Raw genomic sequence first — 20,461 nt, forward strand, 5'->3', positions numbered from 1 at the left:
ATTGCTGAGTAATCAATGGTTTGTCCAGTGGCAAGCTCGATTGGTACAGTAATTGCAACTATTTACCCACAAGTGATTTTAAGTCATAAGGGAGGCAATGGTTCGCCTCCCTTATGTTTGCAGTACCAACCTCTGCTGGTGCAGATGTGGGTAATAATAAAAGAGTAAAGGTTGATGATGAAGAAAACTCTATTGGCAGTGGCACTTCTAAGTGCTTCTTCTGCAGCAATGGCAGATTCATGGATTTATGGTGGTGCTTCTGTAGGTCAGTCTGACTACAAAGGTGAGACTGACACGTCTTACTCTGTACACGTAGGTACAGGTATTCTGCCAATTATCGGTATCGAAGCGGGCGTGACTCAGCACGGTGAATTCAACATCGAAGGTAAAGACACTAAGCTGACTTCTTACTACGCGGCACTTAAGCCAAGCATCGATTTCGGTCCACTGCATGTATACGCGAAAGGCGGTATTCACCAGTGGGACAAGAAAGTGAAAAACGGTTCTGACGACGACGATTACGATCTAATGTACGGTGTAGGTGCGGAATACTTCCTATTTGGTCCTATGTCTGTTGGTGCTAGCTACATGAACTACACAACAGACAAAGATGACATCGGCACGTTCTCTCTAAACGCGACGCTGCACTTCCTATAATCATCGAGCCTCTCGAAGATTTATTTGATAAACACCGGCAACGCGCCGGTGTTTTTTTGTCTGTAAATCACACAAATAGACATTGAACAGAAATTATTCATTTCTTGGTCTTAAAACCATCAAACTTTCGCATATAGTATTTACCAAACTGAATAAGGAACGCGATGCAGTTCGCGTGATGTTCCGTTCTGGAATCGAACAGGAAAGGTATAACTATGAAAACAAAACTCTCGTTATTGGCTTTAGCGCTTTGCTCAACATCTGCATTTGCTGATTCTTGGCTTTATGCCGGTGGTCAAATCGGTCAATCTGACATCGACAGTGAAAGTGATACGACTTACGGTATCCATGTAGGTACGGGGATCTTACCGCTGATCGGTATTGAGGTTGGCTACTTTAACCATGGCCAAGTAGATTTAAATCTTGGTGGTAACAAAGGTGATGTGGATTTCTCTTCATTCTATCTAGCGGCGAAACCAAGTATCGATTTTGGTCCTCTGCACGTTTACGCGAAGGGCGGTATCAACGCGTTTAACGTCGAATACAATGGTAATTTGAACAGCTTGGACAAAGACGATGGCGTGTCTTACATGTATGGTGTTGGTGCGGAATACTTCCTGTTAGATAACATTTCTCTCGGTGCAAGTTATCAAGCATTTGGTGTGGATATTGATGGTGATAGTGATACCGTTAGCAGCATCACTGGTAACGTGACGTTCCACTTCTTATAAATAGAAGTGGGTCAGTGAACAGATAATAAAAGAAACGCGCCGTTATTTTGGAAAAAGTAACGGCGCGCTTTTTGATTAATCCTGAATTGGATTAGGTCGACACTGTATGTTGGTTAGAGGAATAAACTTGTCGTCTTTCTCGTAATAAACGCCACATTCCTCATCTCTGAGCTGCAAGGTGTATTGATCGGGCAACTCGGTCTCTGCACCGTTCAATGGCATGTTGTAACTCTCCATAAATTGTCCAGAAACGATCAACAAGTGAGAGTTCGTTTCAAACGTATTGGAGGCAATTTTCGGTGGTACTTGGTTGCCTTGAATCGTCGTAATCGCTCGTTGAATTTCCGTAACGGTGTCGCCTGATGTCTTAATGCTGAGTGCATTGACGGCGTCGCTGTTACTTGACGATGCACACCCCGTCAGCATCAGGCTCATCGTTGCTCCGGTGATCAATGCTTTTGTTCTAGTTAATTTTGACATGAATAGCCTCTTGTCGCAGTGGATCAAGCTGTTGATTTAGTGGAGTGCCACCCAGCATAGGCATAAGGCGAGGTGCTTTTGCTAAGGCTGGTGCAGGTGGGCAAGTTCCTGTGGTCATGTAGTTTAATGCTGCAGACAACATGCCTTCAGAGCTATTACCTAATGGTTTGGTTAAATCATCCGCAACAACGCAGCCTTCCACTTTGTCATCTATACCAATATTAGACGATACTAGACTTTTTGCTGTAGGTGTAAAGCCATCGGCAAAATCACCAAAGCCCTTAGCGTTCGAGGACTTAAATTGAATCGTGTAATACATGTTGCCGCAGTTTTGTTGTGGGGAGAAACCGTAAGGCTTACCCGTTGTCGTCGTACCAATTTGAACGACTTCGACATCAATACCGCGAAGGCCGTTGATAAGAAGTTCACTGGAAGACGCGGTGTTATCCGTAGTTAAAACGTAAACGCGTTTCGCACTTAATGTCGGTAGGGCATTGTCAGTCAAGATACCTTTACCCCAATCAATTTCGGTATCGACAAAGTTATAAACGTTATTTTCTACCTCGCCGGAGTTCATGATCTTGTCGTTGTAAATCAGTTCAGCAAACGTGGAGGTGGAATGCGTACCAGCCAGCATGTAGCCAACTTGTGCAGACTGCCAAACTAAGCCACCACCGTTGTAACGCAGATCCATGATGATTTCGTCAACGTTTGCCGCTGATAGTTGGTTAAAGGCATTAATAAGCGGTTGTTGTGCGGTGACTTCAAACGCGTTGTACTGCATGTAACCGACTTTTGTCCCATCGTTGTCGATGATTTTTACATTACGAACTGGGCTTGTCGCTACGTCCGCAGAGGTAAGCGTAACTATTTTAGGCGCACCGTCTACCGTTTCGAATGTGAACGTGAAATCTTTGCCTAGTTCAGGGGAGAAAAGTGTCTTGTTGATGAAGTCAATCTCTGCGCGAGAGGATGTGTTTACAACATCAATATCATTAATTTTTAGTAGCTTATCACCACGAGCAACACCGTTTGAAGATGCTGGAGAATTGTCTTCGGTGTAAGAAATGATGACTTCTCGCGGCTCAGTACTTTGCACAAACTTCCAGTTAAAACCAAAGCCAGCCACGAGGCCCGCCTGTTGCGACTTCATATAATCATCGTATGAACGAGTGAAGTGGAATCGGTCTTTATTTTGACCCGAAGCCGTTTTGTAAGGTGTCACAAGAGAATCGAAGTATGCGAGAACAGACGGATAGTTACTTGGATTGTTATCGGGAATTTCGTCATACCAAAGGTAGGTGTCATTGCTGAATGCACGCAGGAACATTTTCTCGTGCAACGCTGAACCAGCTTCATCTGGGTACCTTTTTCCTGTGTAAGGATCAATTCCCGTTCTTGCGATACTACATTTGTTAGCAAAACTGCTAGCAGGGACAGAAAAATCTCTAAATTTCCATGTGACAATATCTGTTGGTGTAGTACTCGTTGGGGTATCGCTGGAGCTACCTCCACCTCCACAGCCTTGCAACAATACGATAGGCAGGGTTGCGACCAACGCTAAGTTTCTATACTTCAACATAAATTTCCTTTTATCTGTGATGTTTATAGATTTAGTTGTTTTTGATGAAATCCTTATAATCCACTCGAATGTATAAATTTTAATGATGCTTGTGCAAACAATGAGCATTGTTGTGTGATGGCTATCATACATATTAGAGTAAAAACTCAGTTGTTAGTTTGGTGAAAATTAACACATCATTAATAAATAGTAGGTTAGGTAGTACGTAGTGGCTCAAAAACAGCAGTGGCACAATTATTACGTTAGATGACTTGTCAGAAAGTAAGGAAGAGCACTCACTTTTTATTTTGTAGGTAAAGAGCCGATTTGACCTTTTCGGCTCATACATCGTGATGGCATTAAGAAATTTGGTCGAGCTGATATTGATACTTTTTCTCGAGAGCCTCATTACCCGCCGCGCGTTCGAGCTCAACCATGAGGCGTAAAGAGGGCTTTTTCACGCCATACATTTGATTAAAACGCATGAGTCGAATACGAGCATCAGTGTAATTTCCACTGTCGATTTCGAGCTTAGCAAGCTGAAGGATCGATTTAGGTCTATGAGGGTCGTGGTCTATAGCACGAGTGAAGTAGTATTTCGCTTTATCTTTATTGTTTGATTTCAGGGCGCAGAATCCGGCATTTTCGTAGCTGGCAGGGATCAGGTAATAGTATGGTTGCTCAATCGCTCGATTAAACATTTTGTCAGCTTGTTTGTATTCGCCTTGCTTGCACAGGAAGGTACCGTAGTTGTTGAGCACGTTACCGTTCTTTGAATTCTGTCTTAGAGAACGTTTATACATGTCTTCTGCTTTAGCATCTTCTCCAACGGTTTCGTAATAATGGGCCATTGAGAGCTGAGCTCGGTAATAGCTTGGCGCGTGGGTGAGGGCTTGCTGGAGATTGTCGTGCGCTCTGATCATGCTACCGCTTTCCAAGTAACCTAAGCCTAGAGCGATTCGAGACTCTGCCATTGAGACAGGATCTGCTTTGACGACAGGGCTGTTGCCTTCTTCATTAACGGTTACACACCCCATCAATCCTAATTGACTTGCTAATACCAACGTACTGAGTTTTCCAAACTTCATATCCATGCCCCACATCCCTGATTCACAAGCATGATATGAATTCCGATGCAAAAGCCTAACGAGGATAAAACACTATGCGATCAGGTTGGCAAACTGACGTAAAAAAGCCGCCAGTTGGCGGCTTAGTTCACACTCTAAAATCAGGGAGTTAGTCGTCTTTTGTGAACGCATCCTCGCTGAAATGATCCAGGTCATACGGCGTTTGTTGGTAAACACAGTAGTTAAGCCAGTTAGAAAACAGCAGGTGTCCGTGACTTCGCCAACTTGCGCATGGTGGGTTATCCGGATTGTTATTTGGGTAATAGTTGATTGGAATTGCTGGCTCCATACCTTCACCTAGGTCACGAATATACTCGTTGTGTAATGTGTGTGAGTCGTATTCCGGGTGACCAGTAACAAACACATTCCTTTTGTCTTTTGTTGTTGCCAGGTAGGTACCAGCAACATCAGAAGTCGCGAGGATATCAAGGTCAGTGTGTTCTTCTAAAAACTCAGGCGAAAAATCGGCGTAACGTGAGTGTGGTGCTAGGAAGGTATCATCAAAGCCACGCAAAAGAGGGTGGTATTGATGATGGATCTTGTGATGATAGACCCCCGATAGCTTCTCTTTACGTGTTTTCTTTGGCAAGTTATATAGCAGCTTCAACCCGGCCTGTGCCGCCCAGCACACGTATAGTGTTGAAGTGACGTGATGTTTTGCCCACTCCATAATGGTTTTTAAGTGATCCCAATAAATCACATCTTCAAACTGAACCAAACCTAATGGCGCACCTGTAATAATGAGTCCATCGAAGTTTTTACCTTTCACCATCTCAAACTGACGATAAAACGTATCTAGGTGTTCGGTTGGCGTATTCTTACTTGGTCGGTTATCAATTCGTAGCAGCTCCACATTCACTTGAAGAGGGCTGTTAGAAAGTAGGCGCAGAAACTGAGTTTCTGTCTCAATCTTCTTTGGCATCAAATTGAGAATAAGCACTCGCAATGGACGGATTTCCTGACTTGCCGCTCGACTTTCGCTCATCACAAAGATGTTCTCTGTCCTTAATACATCGCTAGCGGGTAACTGATCTGGAATTCTAATTGGCACGGCTTTCTCTCCCTAAGCTTTACTTTTTAGACGTCTATACATCTAAAGCTACCCCAATTGCCTACGGATGTCGATACGAAATGTGACTTTGAACCTCGATTTCTTTCCAAATGGCTAGAACATCTAAAGATTTAATATTTTGAACATATAGCCAGTCAATAAAATATAACACTCATAGATATTTTATTGGCCTCATCTCTTTTATTAGGAAATCATGAAAATAGCGCTAGTTTTTAATAATTATAAATATATTTTTTATCTTCGTAATTGTAGTTATATTCCAAGAGTTAACCTGATATTTTTCATTGTAAAGATTTGTTACAGTTTTATTTCACTTTTATAGAGTGCCATGTTTTTTAAAACATATTTAATTGAGTTAATTAACTGAGTTCTATTGAAATAATAAGTTTTATAAATTAGAGTTCATGCACCATTAAACGAGGGTGGTGGTTTCGTTGTGCTTTCAAGTGGAAGTCCTAGGTAATCGTTTCTTCGTTTGTGGTTAAGGTATTGTTTTAATTTTGGTTTGTATGGATTTGTATGATGTTGTCTTTAGAGTATTACAGCATGTTGTTTTATTGGGCCTGTAATCTTTAAATCATATCAGTGAACTATATTAACCTTATTAAAATTAAGATTTATGAGAGTTTCATAAGTCATGTATATTGCCGAACCGATTGAATAATTAATATTAGAATAAAGTTATATTAAGTACCGTATGCATCATTCATTAACTCGTCAGTTGTTAGTGGTAAGGTTTATTAAAGATGGTGGCAAGGATATTAAAAATAATATAACCAACTATCCTTGTTGATGCAGTTAAAAATCATCTTGTTGACGTGGACCTAAAAAAGCCCAGCATTATGCTGGGCTTTTTTTATGTTTGTAATTACCCGAGCGAGCAGTTACCTAAGTGAAAGGTCCAGTTAACAACACGGCAGCGTGAGCCGGTACTTTTCGGTTGCATGGAAAACCCAATCAGCAGGATGTGATTACGGCAAGATTTCTGAGTACATTTTTGTGTAACGGATACGGTAGCGTTTGAAGACGATTATGAGATCGAGTTAGTATAAATTTTGAGCCCAAATACTAATAAAGAGACTCATCGGCTCGCCAGCACGTCTGTTAGTGCGTTGTTTGGATCATCACCATCAGTGGAGGACATTATGTTTGGCATGTTTAAAAGAAAAGAGACCATTCAGAGCATCGCACATCAGGTGCCTATCGTGTTACTTAGAGAGTTTGGTGATAAAGACGTTTACCTGCCGGATGAAGTAGACAAAGCCTTGACTGAACTTGGTCACGATAAACTGAAAGACAAGGCGCGTTATCAATACGCTTACGGCATGTTTACGAGCTTGGCGAGTTATGAGCAGTTAGGCTTAACCGAAGAGTCAGGCAATTACGGCTATTTCCAGAGAGAGGTAGGTAAAATGCTGCTTAACACTCCAGAGCCTATCGATATGCACATCTACTTCGAGCTTGCGCAGCAGCATCGTTTTAGTCAGCCCAGTTATGATGTAGCAGGTGAGGCTAGTGTTGTTGATAGCGCGGATGAGGGCTACTAGTGAAAGAGCAAACCTTCCAAATTCACTTTCTTGCAGATTTTCCAGATGAGTCTTACATTATTGCACGTTGGTACTTTGACGAGTGGGCTTATGCCGTCCCTGGTGTTACGCCTACTCAAGTTCATGAAAAAGTCTTGCTTAAGGCCAACAGCCGACACGAATTTCCACTCGCATTTGTTGTTCATGATGAAAACAACAAGCTTGTCGCGACCGCAGAACTTAAGATCAGAGAGAACATTGACTTCCCAGAATACGAACATTGGTTAGGTGGTGTATATGTAGAGGATTCAGCTCGGGGTAAAGGCTATGCTGCGGCGCTCGTGGCCCGTGCTCAAAACCATGTTTCTCAGCTTGGTATTCCCAAACTGTTCCTACAATGCGAACAACATAATGAAGCTTTATATTGGAAATATGGCTTTCGACCTTTACATCACGCTCTACATAACGGCATTCAAACTACCATTATGGTTTGGCAGTCATCAAAGATAGATTTTTAAATCATCGTTTCTCTCTTTTAGCGCAATTTAAATACCCCATGAGCACCTATGTGCATATTTTGACGTTGATCAAAAATGTGCCACTTTTCGTCTCGCTTTTATTCAACTTGTTCAATAATCATTTGAAGTTCAGTGTCGAGTTTTGGAATCAAGATCATGGAGAGCGATATGAGAAAGTGTCTCAGCGCGATCACGCTTTTAGGGTTAGTCGCGTGCAGCCTGTCAGATGATATTTACATGGAAGGTAGAACACTTTACTTCAATGGAGAGATAAGTACAGAAAAGGTTAGAGAAGCCATAGAGCTTGCCAATGTTCAACCGCATGGTGTTGTTGCCTTGATGATAGACAGCGACTCAGGCGAGTATCGACCAGCGATGGAACTAGGACGTTGGGTTTACAACAATCAGGTTCATTTAATCGTCAATGGAACGTGCGCTTCTGCTTGTGCGAACTATGTTCTAACAGCGGCACCGAGTACTTTGGTTATGAAAGGCTCAGAAGTGCTTTGGTTTGGTGGCGCGATGCAAGATGAATGGGACACCGATGGCTTTGATCAACAAGAACTCGAACAATGGCATCAATCCTTAAGTTTATGGCGTCAGCATGAAGAAGCCTTTTTTGCGTTGGTGGCGGTAAATCCAAAGATCACCATGTTTGGACACTTGAACAAACGTGAAAAATTACACAAAGCAGGTTGCGATACCAGCAACGCAGCTTGGATGTATCACATTGATGATATGCAAAAGTTAGGGCTGGACAACATCGTGTATGCGGACCCAGATTCGTTACTCACAGCCAGAAATGACGCGTCTGCCTGCGTGATTAATTTGGAAGAGACCGACTTCTAACTGCGATTATTACGCTGGTGTAAATGTGAGTTGCATCACTTTTTATAGCGTACCAGCGGATTTTGATTATAATGCGCCGCTCAGAGATTCGATATGTCATCGAGTTCAGGTTAATTGAGCGTTGTTTGCCTTATGTTCAAAATGCTTGTTTCTATGCCTCCACTGGTTGCTTTATCTATAGCTATCGTGTGTGAGGTGATTGCGACTTCTTCTATTCCTAAGACAGAACAGTTTACCAAAATGATGCCAAGTACAGTGGTTATCATTGGTTATGGTATCGCTTTCTTCCTACTGTCTGTAACAGTAAAAAGCATGCCTGTTGGTATTGTTTATGCGATTTGGAGCGGGGCGGGGATTGTACTTGTAGCAGCTGTCGGTTACTTCCTGTACGGACAAAAGCTCGACCTTGCTGCGCTTGTTGGTATTGGCTTTATCCTCACTGGTGTGATGATTGTGAACTTGCTGTCTAAGACGGTTGGTCACTAACCTAGAAATTCCAAACACAAAAAAGCCGCGATTCGTTCGCGGCTTTTTGCTATCTGATGAGGGGGATGAACTAATTCACCATCACCTCAATCAACTGACCTTGTCGGCGACGTTTGCGGTTTCGGTACATCACGGCCCCAATCGCTGGCAAACTAAAGGCAATGAAACCAAGAATCAATGCATAAGCACCTGTCTGAGCGCTTATACCTGCTGGTACATCGAATGAAACGAAGATGGTCACCAGACAGCTCATCAAACCTAAAGCAGCCACCAACATCATGCCAAACTTGCCGCCAGGCACACGGAATGGACGTTCAATATCCGCATGTTTACGACGTGACACCAAGAAGCTGACGAAGATACAGATGTACATCACCATGTAGAGTTGAGTCATCAGAATATTCAACAGCCACATGCCTTGGTTCACGTTTGGCACCAAGATGAACACCAAAGAAAGCACACTTACAATCGCGCCTTGCAGCAACAGAAGTGGAACTGGCGCTTGGTTCTTGTTCTCTTTTGATAATGTCAGTGGCATGAAATGGTCTTTCGCAGCGACATGTAAGCTCTTAGTTGGTGCAATGATCCAGTTATTCAGACTCGCTAAGCTACCAAACACAATCGCGAGCGCGATAACTGGCAGCATGAATGACATGTTCAAATCATCAAAGAAGGCTTTGAACGCCAGTATCACGCCTTCACTCAAGCTTGAATGATCGCTGGATACCACGGAAGAGATGGAAAGCGAACACGCGGTCAGAGATACCAGAATCAACACGGTGGAAGCGATCAGTGCTTTTGGGTAAGTCTTTTGCGGATTATCGACTTCACTCGCGTAAGAGGTGGTGATCTCAAGCCCAGTTAGGGAAAGCACAACCGCAGTAAAGCCCGCACCAATACCGTCTTGTGAGAAATCAGGTAACCAGTCAGATGCATGACGAAGTGAAATATGTGATTCGCTTGGGTTGGTATAAGCCCAGTAACCACCCAAACCGATGATCAGCAGGATAGGGAAGATAAGCCCCAAAGTGCCAAAGACGTTGGTAATGAGGGAGGACAGACGCAAACCAAATATGTTAACTAAGGTCAGTGCCCAGAAAATCACATTAATCATTATCAACATGAAGATATTGTTCTGTGCCAGTTCAGGAAAGAAAGGATATGCGCCCGTCGCAACAATAAAGGAAATGAGCGGTGGGTAGTAGACGATGTTCTCTGCGTACTGATACCACACAGTCGCAAAACCAAAGTTTGGCCCAAGGGTCTCTTTACCCCATAAGTACACACCGCCCTGTTGCGGGTAAGTGGTGCTCAACTCTGCACAAACTAATGCGGTTGGAACGAAGAAGCAAAGGCCTGCCAATAAGAAGAAAGAGATGGCGTGACTACCAAATAAGGCGGCACCCGGAATGTTCCTTATGCTGTCGACGGAAGTAACCGTAATCATGATGACAGAAAAGACACTGAGTTTGACGGCGGATTTGGCGATATTGCTCATTCGATACCTTTAATGGTCGAGCCACGAGCCTCGGATGGAGAGCCCGCGTGCTACAAGTAAGACGGGCGTATTGTAGGGCTGTGAGAATCTGTGGGTATATAGCCAAAAACGGTATGTATTTACCCAAAAATGAAGCTAAATGCCAATGGTTTATTCGTAATCAGTTTAAACGTTTGCTCTGGTTAAAAAACGCAAAATCGATTTAAAAAATGCATATTAAAAACGTGTTTATAGCGAATTATTTATTACCGGAACTCGAGAAATTGATGGGAAGCTAGCCAAAGTTTGACTCTGACCTTGGGGGAAGGTCTAGATTAAGAGCAGTTAGCGTGATTCAGAAAGTGGAGAAAACCATGGGATGTTGTAATCAAGCGCCAAAGGGCGGCACTGACAAGCTTTCGTATTTGTTGGGGTTAGTCGCGGTGTTGTTTGTTGGGATCTTGGTGTTAGCCGCTGTCTTTGGCTAAGTCAGAGACAATAAAAAACACGCTCGTGGGCGTGTTTTTCGTATCTTTAGGCTGGCTTTAAAAACGGGTATTAGCTAAACCGATGCCGAAGAAAATAAACAAACCCCCACTTACGTAGTTTAGCCACTTGCTGGTTTTCGAAGAAGTGAGCATGGCCTTAACCTTAGTGGCAAAGAAAATCACAAACAAAAACCAACTAGCAACGATGCTTGCCTGAAGAGCACCCAACATGATGCTTTGCTCGAGAATATGTTCAGGTTGCACAAACTGAGGGAAGATAGAGAGGTAGAACAACACGATTTTTGGATTAAGCAGGTTAGTCAATAGCCCCTTCACAAAGGCTTGCTTGAGAGTCTGTTCTTCGATTTTACGGTCGAGTTTTAACTTTTGGTCTGCCAGTTTAAGCCCACTTCTTAGGTTATTGATGCCCAACCAAATTAAGTACGCAACACCCATCCACTTTAATATGTTGAACGCCAGCGCTGATTGTGAAAGCAACAAGCTCAACCCTTTTGCGGAGACAAAAGCGTGGATCAGAAAGCCAAGTGCCACACCGAAAATATTGGCAATAGCAAAGCGACGACTCTGCGTAAGTGCGGTAAATAAAATGAGCAATGCGTTAGGGCCGGGAATAATGGCCAAAAAGAAGACGATTCCGCCAAAAGCCAGCAAGGTGTCGAAGTTCATGGAGGTTCCAATTACAGCAAAGGATTGGCATCAATGATTAGTTAGCGAGACTGTACACTTCTGAATGGAGAAAAACAAACGTTTACATCGAGTAGTGTTAATAGAAAAAGGAGGGCCATATCATCGAGGATGCAAACCTGCACCCAAAAGAAGCCAGCGCACTTTTCTCCCTATGATTTGATTCTTCCTATTCTCTTCTTTTAGCAAAATAGTTAGCAATTTGTTTCAATTCGACGAATATCACGCCCTTTTTGTTCAACTTGATAGTGTCCACCGCAATCTCAGAAAGTTCTTATTGTGTAACGTATTAAAGCGCCATAGAATCCGCGCGCTTTAGTTTTTGTAATAAGTACAGTCAATGGTAACTGCTATTCGCATTTAGCGTTGTTTTTAAGGATTAATAAGACGATTTCGTCTGATGACACATTCATGAATAAGCACACAGCACCAAAATTCAAGGTAGAATTTTTGGCACCTCACTACTGGGGCACATTGATCATTATTAGCATCATGTACCTTCTTAGCCTCCTCCCATTTCGTGTACAACTCGCGCTAGGAAGCGGAATTGGTCGTATTGCGATGCGATTAATGAAAAAACGAAAAGTCACGATCAAACGTAATTTAGAGCTGTGTTTTCCAGACATGAGCGAACAAGAGCGTGAGGCGATTTTAAAAGACAATATCGATAACGCGGGTATCGCCTTGTTTGAGACCGCCATGGCGTGGTTTTGGTCAGACAGACGTGTCAGCAAGCACGTAACGATTGAAGGAATGGAACACATTGAAGCGCTAGAAAAACAAGGTAAGGGCGTTTTAATGTTAGCGGTTCACTCGATGAACCTAGAGCTAGGCGCTCGTGCGTTTGGTATCAAAAAATCAGGCTCTGGGGTTTACCGACCAAACAACAACCCATGTTTTGATTACTTTCAATACAAAGGACGTTCTCGTTCGAATCGAACTTTAATCGATCGTAAAAACGTTAAAGGGATGCTTGAAGCGCTCAAAACGGGGCATCGTGTATGGTACGCACCAGACCATGATTACGGTACTCGTCGTTCTACGTTTGCGCCCTTGTTTGCAGTAAAGCGCGCTTGTACCACGACGGGAACCAGCTTGCTGGTGGATGCAACTGATTGTGCGATTGTACCGTTTACCATGGTTCGTGAGAGCAATGGTCAATACAAGTTAACCATCAGTGCTCCAGTGGAGGGGTTCCCGAAAAACGACCCAGACCAAGCGGCCGTGTTCGTGAATAAGATTGTCGAGCAGTCCATTATGGCGAGTCCGAGTCAATACATGTGGCTACATCGCCGTTTTAAAACACGACCGGATGGCGAATGCTGTTTGTATAAACCTAGACTTGCTCCGGCAATGTAAATACCAAGCCCAGACATTGTTCTGGGCTTTCTTTTATCTTTCGATTCAATTCTGCATAGTTGTTTGCCACAATAGCGATGATGAATTACCAAGGACGAGTCATGCTGACAGGATTGAACCACATTACGATAGCGGTGAGTGATTTAGAACGGTCGTTAGCGTTCTATATTAAAGCGCTCGGTTTTAAAGGGCATGTAAAGTGGAAGCGCGGTGCGTATCTCTCATTGAGGGACCTTTGGCTTTGTTTATCGGTCGACAAGCCAGACGAAAAACATGATTACACCCACATCGCTTTTACTGTTTCACAGCAAGATTTTACCGACTTTACCAACACAATTATCGAGTTGGGTATTCGCCAATGGAAAGAGAATAAAAGTGAAGGGGATTCGTTATACATCCTTGATCCTGATGGCCACAAGTTAGAAATCCACACTGGCGATTTATACTCGCGATTAGAGAGCATAAAGCATCAACCTTATGAAGGGTTAGAGTGGCTTTAGGAGCGTGCAGATGAGATTATTTTTCGCGCTTACCTTTGATAAAACTAGCAAGTCAAAGCTCAAGCAAATTCAAGAAAAGTTAAAACAGCATGAGATAGTAGGGCGATATACTCGCAAAGAAAACTTCCATATTACTTTGGCTTTTATTGGTGAATCGACACAGGAGGAGTTTGAGCAACTAACGAAGATTCTTCACAATCTGAAGTCTTCTTGCAAACAGATTACTGTTGACCATCTAGGTTCGTTTTACCAAAGTGGCAGACAACTAGCGTGGTTGGGTATTGAAGACAATCATGCTGTTACCAATCTGCAAACCGAACTGATAGAAGCATTGGAACAGGATGGCTTCGCGACGGAGTCACGACACTACGTTCCGCACATTACATTAGCTCGTCATATCGATAAGCAAGCGCCACTGGATGATGTAAAGATCTTGCCACTGCCGTTACCGATTGACGCTATCGCACTAATGGAAAGTGAAACGGTAGAGGGTGAATTGATTTATCGAGCATTGCAGAAGTTGCTTGTTAGTCGTCAGGATAAAATTTACGTTATTGATCGTGTTAGCCAGAGCTAGGGAGGTAGAGAATGGAAACTCTGAATTATCAGATGGATGGTGAATCAGTGCAGGCGCTGCGATCCATCATAGGACTAGAATGTAAAGTGATGATGAGCAGTGAGGGCGCTGGCTTTGAATCGAATACAGTGACGAGCCTGTCTCCTCTATTTTTCCAGATACCTACCGGTTTTATTGAGTTAAGCAACGATTGGTATACCAGCCCTCAAGGGCATGACTTTCATTTGCCCATTGCAAGATTTATTCATGAATTGAATCCAAAAGACGTTAAGGCAGGGCAACTGGAGGGCGTAAAGCTTTTCGAAGCATCTAAGGCAATAGAATTTATAGAAGTCTTTAGCTTACGCAGTCGTAAAGCAGTAAAAGAAAACTTTACTGATAAAGTCTTTGTTCCTTCTTCAGAGGTTGTCATTTATGACTTTGGCTTCAACATTGTATTTGTTGATGGCGATTGTATCTCGATCAAAACGGAAGACGATTCTATCTTAGGTGCATGGCTTATTTCTGATGAACCGATAGAGCCATATCATGTTGAAGATATTTACGAGGAAACGTTAGAAACTCGAATCAGGATAACAAGCTAATAAAATGAGCAGTACTGGGCTGCTCATTCTACTTTTGCTTTCGCTACTATTATAGGTAACGGTTCTCTAAGTGCGTTTTAAAGTGTTTTGCGTTTAGCACTTCACCCGTTGCTTGTGTTACCAAATCATCGGTCGAGAACAAGCTACCTTTACTCCAGATGTTGTCTGATAGCCAAGTGAAGATTGGTGATAGGTCACCGGAGCGAATTGCGCCGTCTACGTCAACCGTTTGCTTCATCGCTGCCATAAACTGCGCTGCATACATCGCACCTAAGGTGTATGACGGGAAGTAACCGAAGGCACCATCTGTCCAGTGGATATCCTGCATACAACCATTTTTGAAGTTACCTTCAGTTGAAAGACCCAAGTACGCTTTCATCTTTTCGTTCCACAACTCTGGAACGTCAGTGTGCTTGATCACGCCGTTCATTAGGTCGCGTTCAATCTCGTAACGTAGGATAACGTGAGCAGGGTAAGTCAGTTCGTCAGCGTCTACACGGATGAAGCCTTTCTCTACGTGAGTATAAATCTTCGACAAATTGTTTTGTGCAAACTCTGGGCCTTCAAAGTGGTTAGATGCCAGACGTGCTAAGTGCTCTACAAACGCTTGGCTACGACCAACTTGCATTTCGAAGAACAGAGATTGAGATTCATGAATGCCCATTGAACGAGCTTGACCAGCCATTGTACCAGCCAGCGATTTTGGCAAACCCTGCTCGTAACGAGCGTGCCCCGTTTCATGCACGATGCCCATCAAAGATTGCACGAACTCTTTTTCATCGTAGCGAGTGGTAATACGGACATCCGTTGGTACGCCACCACAGAATGGATGGACACTTTCATCGAGGCGACCGTGTTCAAAGTCGAATTGAAGCAGCTTCATGACTTCCAGGCCCAACGCTTTTTGCTTCTCAGTAGGGTAATGGCCGTTTGGCAGCAGAATGTTATTGCCTTTTTGCTTTTCAATGGCGTCATCAATCATGGATGGGAGCCACGTTTTTACATCTGCGAATAGCGCATCTAGAGATGCCGATGTTGTGCCCGGTTCGTACAGTTCTAGCATTGCATCATATGGCGATGTACCAGCCGCTTCCGCACGAATTTGCGCTTCTTCCTGAGAAAGTTTTACCACTTCAGCCCAGTTTTTTTCGAAGCCCACCCAGTCGTCGTTACCACGTTGGGTGCGCCATGCGTGTTCACATTTAGAACCTGCTAATGACTGTGCTTGCACCAAAGATTCAGGAAGCAGGTTCGCTTGCTGCCAATCGCGCTTCATTTCACGTAGCACGGCTTGATCTTGGCTTGATAGTGACTCTTCCTCTGCTTGTGCAAACAGATCGCCCAAATGAGGCTGAGTCATAAGAGAGTGAATGTGAACCTCTAGTTCTGCCATGGCGTTTGAACGTGCTTCTGCACCGCCAGATGGCATAACAGAGGCTTGGTCCCAACCTACGATTGCAGATAGATGGCCAAAGTTAGAGACTTTTTTTTGAATGTTCGACGAGTTTTTGAAATGCGCTCATGTGACTACTCTTTGTTATGTTCTTTCCTTAAACGCCCCAAGCGGGGTCCTTGAACTTGACGTTCGTATCTCTCGACACCGATGCAGAGAAAAAGGCAGCATCAAGACAATGTCGATAGAGAAGTGTGTCTAATTTACTATTTATTAACAAATAATGCAGGTCTATTGTGCACAAATTCAGGCACTTGTATAGATAAGCGAGAGGAGCTTAGCGGTGTGATTAGTTGGCAAAGATACTCAATGTGCTTGAGTTCATCGCTTTAACATGACAGACCTTTTGTCCAAACTCTCTACGGTTTGGCGAGCCCTCATCTCGGCACAGTGTGACTTTCAACGACTTAGATCACAAAAGTTGCTTGCGCATTAAATGTTTTGACGGTATTGATGTGGAATGCTTAATCACTTATTACAAAAATATGGATATTTTGAATTTTGAGGCATTTTTGATTGCCATTACGATTTTGACGCTCACGCCTGGATTGGACACCGCATTGGTGATTCGTAATACAAGCCGTTCAGGCCTTAAGGATGGCTGTACAACTAGCCTGGGAATTTGCTTTGGTCTATTTGTTCATGCACTGTTTTCAGCGATCGGTATTTCTGCCGTTCTGGCTCAATCTGCCGAGTTGTTTCAGATGGTCAAAATGGTAGGTGCCGCTTACTTGATTTGGCTGGGGCTAAGCAGCTTGCGCGCATTGATGAAGTCAAGCGGTGGTATTGCGGTCTCTGAGCAAGCGCATCAAGCATACAGTGGAAAACGTGCATTCCGTGAAGGCTTCCTTTCTAACGTTTTAAACCCGAAAACGGCGGTATTTTATCTCGCATTTTTGCCCCAGTTTGTAAATCCTGAAGGTTCACCACTGCTGCAATCTATGCTGATGGCATCGATTCATTTCATCATTGCGATGGTGTGGCAATGTGGCTTAGCTGGCGCATTGAACTCAGCAAAAACACTGCTGAAAAACGCAAGTTTCATGAAGTGGATGGAGGGGGCTACGGGGGCTGTACTCGTGGCGCTGGGTATTAAACTACTTGTAGAAAAACCAGCCTAATGCGTGTTCTTATCCGAATTGTCATTGCCTTATTTATCTTTATTGCTCTTATGCTTGGCGTTGTTGCTTGGAAGACTGTACCTCAACTGAACTTCGCTGAAAAAGGAATGAGATGGGATTGGCATTGGTCTTATTTTGAGCCGTTTTCAAATGGCATTCAAGCCACGCGAACGCAGGACACAAAACAGCTGTTGCTACGACGCGTTTATTTGCAAGAGTCAACGGCGGTGTTTGTCGGTACCACGCTAGACAATAAGTTCGAGATTGATGTCGTTAACCAGGAGCTGTGTGAACCAGAAAGCAGTAAATGGGTTTCGGTCTCTGTCAACGGTCAGCCTATGTCTCATGTCCCTATGGTGTGTGAAGGTTCGGGAGAGAGCTACATTTATCGCTTCGTAGGTAACAAGCTAAGAAGTTTAGAATTTGGCATTGATGACCACTTCATTAGAGAGGACTTCAGCCAATGGCCGATTTCGGAAATCAAGGCCGATCAGTTTAAGCAACAACACTCTGCATTCTTTAATAAGCAAGGTGAGGGCGAAGAGCATCAATGGCTAAGAGATTAAACCCTAGATGCTGAGCTTCTATTTGACGTTGAATACAAACAAAAGAGACAAGCTACTTAGCCTGTCTCTTTTTTCATGTGCTTTAATCTAGAGGTTGAATGAGTAGGCGAGCGGAATGGAAACCAAGTTGCTCTAAAGATCTAGCGTCGAAGTCTGTTAAAACAGTAACATTGCCTACTTGAATCTTCTGCGGGGTTGAACCTTCAGCCCACTGCAGAGGAGCATCGACGGTTAATTCTTGGCCAACGTCTATCATCCCAACATATTGTGATTCAGCTTCGAAATTTCCGGAGACGTGAGAATGGTATGGGCGTAAGCTCTCTCCAGCCGCATATTGCATCAAGGCTAAGCCATGGGTATGAATTGCCCAACTCCAATCCCACCATTTGGTCTCCCCAGGAATGTATCGATGATCCCACTGATAACGGATGTTTTCGCTGAGTTCGCTTGCTCTTCCCATGGTGAACGTATGAGAAGTGGTCGGTCTATTTTCTGGATGAGTGTGCCAAGCATTGCCACTATGACGTAAAAAACCATCGAACCTCACGCGATAACTTATATCTGTTCGAATACGAAATGGGTACGAAATGTGAGAGCGATACAACTCGATTTGAATTGGCAAAATTGAGTGAGCGGGAATCGTAAGGTTCGCTTCTCGATTTGCTGAACTGGTGTTTGTGCCACTGTTGAAGTCCGAGAATAACTGATTGGCATCGACCGATACATTAGGGTGAGTATTCCCAATTTTTGGCCATTGGAATGCATCACTAATGTAAACACTTTGGGCAAATACAGAATGGTCAGTCTTATACCAACTTGTTGATTGGTCGACATCAAACTGAACGTTAACGTGTTTAGGCCTGTCCTGCGTATTGATTGCGTACGCGGTGATCGTTGTCAGTTTTTCCTTGGCTGACTCAGAGACATCACTATGTGAAAAATGTTTTGGGTTGAGATGGTAAGCGAAATCTTGAATGGTAATTTTGGTTTTTTCATCACATCGGTCACCATTGCATGAGCCGTCACTATTCCCTTGTATTTCCCAGCGACCATTCACGCGGTTGACGACCATGTCATCACCCACAAACTTTCCTTGGTTCCCGCTAAGCCATGCGTAACCAAGGGTATGGGCGAGATAACTGATAGGACGAACAAAGTTCTCATCATTTGTCACGAGGTTATGTTCAATTTCAGTGGTACTACCTTCGGTGATGGGCATTGAGACGTTACGAGGGAGTCCGGCATTTGGATGGATAGGGTGGCACCATGTTTTATCACTCGCTTGTTCAGACTTGATCTCCCCATGATAGCCTTCGCCCATGATTGCCCAGCCATTTTGTAGCCCGACGATGTCCCATGTTTGCATCCGAGACAAAATGGAATCTCTGTGCTCGAGCGCCTCATAATGCGTGATCAAGCGATAACCTGCGCGACATTGGTGATTTTCCAACTTGTCGATAACAAGTTGATCAGAATAGATTTTACCGTGAGCAATCGTCGATAAGAAAGAAAGTGCAAGCGTCATACTGAGCTGCGTACTGACGTTAGGCATATATACAATGTCCTTTATTTTAATGATTGAGTTGGTGCTTTATGGTTTTTTGACCTAAAAGCGGGCGTACTCTTTCATATAAAACAAGTCGAAAAACACTGAAAAAAATTGAAAAATAATTCCTCTTAGTGTCAGAGGGTTAGCCTGATGAGAGTGTCACTTTAGCTGGAATGATTGATGTTTCGGAGGAACAAGCAGAGGAGGGGTAATCAAAAGCATAGCATTAAATTCTCAAGGCAGAGTTTTCAGTACTATGCTGACTCTGATTCGTCGGGACCTAAAGACTAATCTAACCATTTAATGACGTTATCCCACAGCTTTGGGTCGACATCGCTTGCGTCTACAAGTTGCTTGTCCATGAAAGGTTGTTGGTACACTTCAGATTCGCTCATTATACCCAACGTCTTGAACTGACGGAAAAAACGTAAAAGGCGCATGACTCGGTCGAGGCGCTCATCTTGATGAACACAACGATTAATCACAAATCCAATCTTAATTTGACGTGACTTAAAGATATGTTTTTCGATCAGCGTATTGATAAACGGCAAAGAGGCATGAAGATCGATGGGTGAAGGCTGCATGGGAATCACAATGTAATCAACGTATCGCAGATAACGCACTAAGTCGCTCTCCGAAAAATTTGCGGGAGAGTCGATCACCACATAATCCGTGGAGGTGCTTACCTTCAACGTGACTGCAATGTTTGAGAGGCTGCGAAGGGAAGGGTTGTAGCTTTGATTAGGTAATGTATCAATACCTTCAGCCCAGCGATTGGTAGATTGTTGCTTATCGAAATCTACCAGCTCTACAGTATGGCCATTATTGATGAGTTTGCTTGCTAAACTGGCGGAGAATGTCGACTTGCCCACGCCACCTTTTAGGTTCAATACGATGATCTTTTTTGCTTTTGAATAAGCAATACTAGTCTGACGTGGTTTGGCAAATGAAAGCAAACTTTTTCCCCAACAGTGATAAATCGAAGCATTATGTCCAAATTGTTAACTTAATTGGTTAGCATTCCATAAAATGATTTATTAATGATGCTTATCTCAGTAATGGTTTGGGCGCACAA

21 protein-coding genes and 1 pseudogene are annotated in these 20,461 nt (G+C 43.5%); 13 read left to right on the forward strand and 9 right to left on the reverse strand.

Features of this window, described 5'->3' with window-relative positions:
- Positions 1-177 precede the first annotated feature (177 nt).
- Positions 178-657, forward strand: a complete 480-nt coding sequence (locus KHO06_RS08645; RefSeq protein ID WP_047480062.1) for an outer membrane beta-barrel protein — start codon at positions 178-180, stop codon at positions 655-657.
- A gap of 215 nt (positions 658-872) precedes the next feature.
- Positions 873-1,388 (forward strand): outer membrane beta-barrel protein, encoded by a 516-nt coding sequence (locus KHO06_RS08650; protein ID WP_212582433.1) that lies wholly within the window; start codon positions 873-875, stop codon positions 1,386-1,388.
- A gap of 75 nt (positions 1,389-1,463) precedes the next feature.
- On the opposite strand, the gene KHO06_RS08655 is transcribed toward KHO06_RS08650, so the two are convergent.
- From KHO06_RS08655 to metA, 4 genes are all read right to left on the reverse strand, one after another.
- The gene (locus KHO06_RS08655) at positions 1,464-1,868 is read right to left on the reverse strand and encodes a hypothetical protein (RefSeq protein WP_212582434.1); all 405 of its coding nucleotides are present in this window, start codon (positions 1,866-1,868) and stop codon (positions 1,464-1,466) included.
- Positions 1,852-3,450, reverse strand: coding sequence for a S41 family peptidase (locus KHO06_RS08660; RefSeq protein WP_038889416.1), 1,599 nt, complete (start codon positions 3,448-3,450; stop codon positions 1,852-1,854). The genes KHO06_RS08655 and KHO06_RS08660 overlap by 17 nt, the downstream gene beginning before the upstream one ends.
- 338 nt (positions 3,451-3,788) lie before the next feature.
- Positions 3,789-4,517, reverse strand: coding sequence for a type IV pilus biogenesis/stability protein PilW (gene pilW, locus KHO06_RS08665; RefSeq protein WP_205455437.1), 729 nt, complete (start codon positions 4,515-4,517; stop codon positions 3,789-3,791).
- 148 nt (positions 4,518-4,665) lie between these two features.
- Positions 4,666-5,607, reverse strand: coding sequence for a homoserine O-succinyltransferase (gene metA / locus KHO06_RS08670; RefSeq protein ID WP_005433939.1), 942 nt, complete (start codon positions 5,605-5,607; stop codon positions 4,666-4,668).
- A 1,166-nt stretch (positions 5,608-6,773) separates the two neighbouring features.
- Here metA and KHO06_RS08675 point away from each other — a divergent pair.
- From KHO06_RS08675 to KHO06_RS08690, 4 genes are all read left to right on the forward strand, one after another.
- The gene (locus KHO06_RS08675; protein WP_212581348.1) at positions 6,774-7,175 is read left to right on the forward strand and encodes a hypothetical protein; all 402 of its coding nucleotides are present in this window, start codon (positions 6,774-6,776) and stop codon (positions 7,173-7,175) included.
- Positions 7,175-7,672, forward strand: coding sequence for a GNAT family N-acetyltransferase (locus KHO06_RS08680; RefSeq protein ID WP_212581349.1), 498 nt, complete (start codon positions 7,175-7,177; stop codon positions 7,670-7,672). Before KHO06_RS08675 ends, KHO06_RS08680 begins: the two co-directional genes overlap by 1 nt.
- Positions 7,673-7,840: 168 nt before the next feature.
- Complete coding sequence (locus KHO06_RS08685; RefSeq protein ID WP_244858335.1) at positions 7,841-8,521, forward strand: hypothetical protein; 681 nt, start codon at positions 7,841-7,843, stop codon at positions 8,519-8,521.
- Positions 8,522-8,653: 132 nt separating this feature from the next.
- Positions 8,654-9,007 (forward strand): multidrug efflux SMR transporter, encoded by a 354-nt coding sequence (locus KHO06_RS08690; RefSeq protein WP_005433741.1) that lies wholly within the window; start codon positions 8,654-8,656, stop codon positions 9,005-9,007.
- Positions 9,008-9,077: 70 nt separating this feature from the next.
- On the opposite strand, the gene KHO06_RS08695 is transcribed toward KHO06_RS08690, so the two are convergent.
- A complete protein-coding gene (locus KHO06_RS08695) occupies positions 9,078-10,505 on the reverse strand; it encodes an APC family permease (protein WP_012128124.1) in 1,428 nt (475 codons plus the stop codon).
- A gap of 329 nt (positions 10,506-10,834) precedes the next feature.
- Here KHO06_RS08695 and KHO06_RS08700 point away from each other — a divergent pair, with 329 nt between their 5' ends.
- On the forward strand, positions 10,835-10,972 hold the full coding sequence (locus KHO06_RS08700; RefSeq protein ID WP_155399482.1) for a hypothetical protein: 138 nt from the start codon (positions 10,835-10,837) through the stop codon (positions 10,970-10,972).
- Positions 10,973-11,029: 57 nt separating this feature from the next.
- Here the strand turns inward: KHO06_RS08700 and KHO06_RS08705 are convergent, their stop codons facing one another.
- Entirely contained in the window at positions 11,030-11,659 is a 630-nt protein-coding gene (locus KHO06_RS08705) for a LysE family translocator (RefSeq protein ID WP_045401778.1), read from the reverse strand.
- Positions 11,660-12,088: 429 nt separating this feature from the next.
- On the opposite strand from KHO06_RS08705, the gene KHO06_RS08710 reads away from it, so the two are divergent.
- From KHO06_RS08710 to KHO06_RS08725, 4 genes are all read left to right on the forward strand, one after another.
- On the forward strand, positions 12,089-13,036 hold the full coding sequence (locus KHO06_RS08710) for an LpxL/LpxP family Kdo(2)-lipid IV(A) lauroyl/palmitoleoyl acyltransferase (RefSeq protein ID WP_212581351.1): 948 nt from the start codon (positions 12,089-12,091) through the stop codon (positions 13,034-13,036).
- Between the two features lie 101 nt (positions 13,037-13,137).
- A complete protein-coding gene (gene fos, locus KHO06_RS08715) occupies positions 13,138-13,536 on the forward strand; it encodes a fosfomycin resistance glutathione transferase (RefSeq protein ID WP_212581352.1) in 399 nt (132 codons plus the stop codon).
- A 10-nt stretch (positions 13,537-13,546) separates the two neighbouring features.
- Entirely contained in the window at positions 13,547-14,113 is a 567-nt protein-coding gene (gene thpR / locus KHO06_RS08720) for an RNA 2',3'-cyclic phosphodiesterase (protein WP_212581353.1), read from the forward strand.
- Positions 14,114-14,124: 11 nt separating this feature from the next.
- Complete coding sequence (locus tag KHO06_RS08725; RefSeq protein WP_212581354.1) at positions 14,125-14,697, forward strand: hypothetical protein; 573 nt, start codon at positions 14,125-14,127, stop codon at positions 14,695-14,697.
- 49 nt (positions 14,698-14,746) lie between these two features.
- On the opposite strand, the pseudogene KHO06_RS08730 reads toward KHO06_RS08725, so the two are convergent.
- Positions 14,747-16,220 (reverse strand): annotated as a pseudogene (locus KHO06_RS08730) (carboxypeptidase M32).
- 415 nt (positions 16,221-16,635) lie between these two features.
- Here KHO06_RS08730 and KHO06_RS08735 point away from each other — a divergent pair.
- Both KHO06_RS08735 and KHO06_RS08740 read left to right on the forward strand, forming a co-directional pair.
- Positions 16,636-17,271: a LysE family translocator gene (locus KHO06_RS08735; protein WP_047480054.1), complete on the forward strand. Its 636-nt coding sequence runs from the start codon at positions 16,636-16,638 to the stop codon at positions 17,269-17,271.
- Positions 17,271-17,837 carry a hypothetical protein gene (locus KHO06_RS08740; RefSeq protein WP_012128115.1) on the forward strand — a complete coding sequence of 189 codons (567 nt, stop codon included), beginning with the start codon at positions 17,271-17,273 and terminating at the stop codon, positions 17,835-17,837. Before KHO06_RS08735 ends, KHO06_RS08740 begins: the two co-directional genes overlap by 1 nt.
- Before the next feature lie 82 nt (positions 17,838-17,919).
- Here the strand turns inward: KHO06_RS08740 and KHO06_RS08745 are convergent, their stop codons facing one another.
- A complete protein-coding gene (locus tag KHO06_RS08745) occupies positions 17,920-19,389 on the reverse strand; it encodes an aerolysin family beta-barrel pore-forming toxin (RefSeq protein WP_212581355.1) in 1,470 nt (489 codons plus the stop codon).
- Between the two features lie 284 nt (positions 19,390-19,673).
- The gene (locus KHO06_RS08750) at positions 19,674-20,342 is read right to left on the reverse strand and encodes a ParA family protein (protein ID WP_045381167.1); all 669 of its coding nucleotides are present in this window, start codon (positions 20,340-20,342) and stop codon (positions 19,674-19,676) included.
- Between the last annotated feature and the right edge of the window lie 119 nt (positions 20,343-20,461).

The sequence above is a fragment of the Vibrio sp. B1FIG11 genome (assembly GCF_905175335.1).
In the GTDB taxonomy this organism is placed as follows: Bacteria; Pseudomonadota; Gammaproteobacteria; order Enterobacterales; family Vibrionaceae; genus Vibrio; species Vibrio campbellii.

Bases quoted from the DNA above. Each gene is read 5' to 3' on its own strand.
- KHO06_RS08675 (WP_212581348.1), top strand. From the start codon at position 6,774: ATGTTTGGCATGTTTAAAAGAAAAGAGACCATTCAGAGCATCGCACAT.
- KHO06_RS08690 (WP_005433741.1), top strand. From the start codon at position 8,654: ATGTTCAAAATGCTTGTTTCTATGCCTCCACTGGTTGCTTTATCTATA.
- KHO06_RS08650 (WP_212582433.1), top strand. From the start codon at position 873: ATGAAAACAAAACTCTCGTTATTGGCTTTAGCGCTTTGCTCAACATCT.
- KHO06_RS08695 (WP_012128124.1), bottom strand. From the start codon at position 10,505: ATGAGCAATATCGCCAAATCCGCCGTCAAACTCAGTGTCTTTTCTGTC.
- KHO06_RS08705 (WP_045401778.1), bottom strand. From the start codon at position 11,659: ATGAACTTCGACACCTTGCTGGCTTTTGGCGGAATCGTCTTCTTTTTG.
- KHO06_RS08735 (WP_047480054.1), top strand. From the start codon at position 16,636: ATGGATATTTTGAATTTTGAGGCATTTTTGATTGCCATTACGATTTTG.
- fos (WP_212581352.1), top strand. From the start codon at position 13,138: ATGCTGACAGGATTGAACCACATTACGATAGCGGTGAGTGATTTAGAA.
- KHO06_RS08660 (WP_038889416.1), bottom strand. From the start codon at position 3,450: ATGTTGAAGTATAGAAACTTAGCGTTGGTCGCAACCCTGCCTATCGTA.
- KHO06_RS08740 (WP_012128115.1), top strand. From the start codon at position 17,271: ATGCGTGTTCTTATCCGAATTGTCATTGCCTTATTTATCTTTATTGCT.
- KHO06_RS08685 (WP_244858335.1), top strand. From the start codon at position 7,841: ATGAGAAAGTGTCTCAGCGCGATCACGCTTTTAGGGTTAGTCGCGTGC.
- KHO06_RS08645 (WP_047480062.1), top strand. From the start codon at position 178: ATGAAGAAAACTCTATTGGCAGTGGCACTTCTAAGTGCTTCTTCTGCA.
- KHO06_RS08745 (WP_212581355.1), bottom strand. From the start codon at position 19,389: ATGCCTAACGTCAGTACGCAGCTCAGTATGACGCTTGCACTTTCTTTC.
- KHO06_RS08725 (WP_212581354.1), top strand. From the start codon at position 14,125: ATGGAAACTCTGAATTATCAGATGGATGGTGAATCAGTGCAGGCGCTG.
- KHO06_RS08655 (WP_212582434.1), bottom strand. From the start codon at position 1,868: ATGTCAAAATTAACTAGAACAAAAGCATTGATCACCGGAGCAACGATG.
- thpR (WP_212581353.1), top strand. From the start codon at position 13,547: ATGAGATTATTTTTCGCGCTTACCTTTGATAAAACTAGCAAGTCAAAG.
- pilW (WP_205455437.1), bottom strand. From the start codon at position 4,517: ATGAAGTTTGGAAAACTCAGTACGTTGGTATTAGCAAGTCAATTAGGA.
- KHO06_RS08710 (WP_212581351.1), top strand. From the start codon at position 12,089: ATGAATAAGCACACAGCACCAAAATTCAAGGTAGAATTTTTGGCACCT.